The 919-nt window shown below is 59.3% G+C and carries 1 protein-coding gene; it reads right to left on the bottom strand.

Going from position 1 to position 919, the window contains the following annotated elements; genetic code table 11:
- Window positions 1–170: 170 nt before the first annotated feature.
- The gene (locus ACHIRB_RS23410; RefSeq protein WP_395113186.1) at window positions 171–479 is read right to left on the bottom strand and encodes a hypothetical protein; all 309 of its coding nucleotides are present in this window, start codon (window positions 477–479) and stop codon (window positions 171–173) included.
- Window positions 480–919: the final 440 nt, after the last annotated feature.

The following is a 919-nucleotide window of genomic DNA, read 5'->3' as shown; positions in this document are numbered from 1 at the left end:
TGTCTTCCACGAAAGTCACCAGGTCAGCGGCACTGAATCTCGCCCGACTAGAGATATCATTCGTTTTCAGGACACTGCTGCACACCCGAGTCAGCACTGGGCGGATGCGCAGAGACCGCCCCCGCCAGGCGGGCGCTGGCAATACTGCAGCGGGTGGTGGATCTTGCGGTTTACCCAGTTAGATTTGCGAATGGCCGTTTGGAGTGGGTTGTTTTGAATTCGGCAATCATGTCCCGTTCTAGCTCGCGCGCGACGCCGTCAGCCGTCGTTTTCCATGCCACCAGCAGTTCGTCGCTGTCGGCGAGTTGCCATACGTAGCGGCCCCCCCAATGTCCGACCGGGATCCCTGCGCCATGGCGCCGGTACTCGTCGAGCCGTTTGCGAAGCCCGCGTCTCCCAGTACTGCCACCGTTGGCCTTGCCGATATAGAGCAGCGGCGAATCAGGAACCCACGATTGCTCCAGGTCGGCGATCGGCACCGACGGGTCCTTGCCTTTAAACCAGCCTGCGGGGCTCACCGGGCGGAACTGGGGAGTGGTGTTGGTAGGTCGAAGAACGACGTACACACCAGGATCAGTGGGCACGTTCGTCGTGCCAAGAGCGTTGAATGGAACCCACCCCGAGAATCCTGCGTGTCTGAGGCCTTGCTGTGACCAGTCCATACGATCTTGATAACACGAGGAATCGATCCCGACGTGCCACTCAGCGATCTTCGTCGGCGATAGAATAAGTTGCACAACGGAATCCGCTGGAACGGAGGTGCCATATGGCGCACCAAAAGGGTGATCCACCTACTCAGTTCAAAGTGAATCGCCCCGGGTTTGATGCACACCCTTCTTCTTGGAAGGTTGGACATCATGCCATCGAAGTACGACGGGGAGACCAAGGCCAAGGCGGTCCGTCTGGTCACCGAGCACCG

This window comes from Antrihabitans spumae (genome assembly GCF_043944905.1).
Classification (GTDB): domain Bacteria; phylum Actinomycetota; class Actinomycetes; order Mycobacteriales; family Mycobacteriaceae; genus Antrihabitans; species Antrihabitans spumae.
The sequence above is the reverse complement of the archived record's forward strand: the minus strand, read 5'-3'. Positions and strand labels throughout refer to the sequence as shown.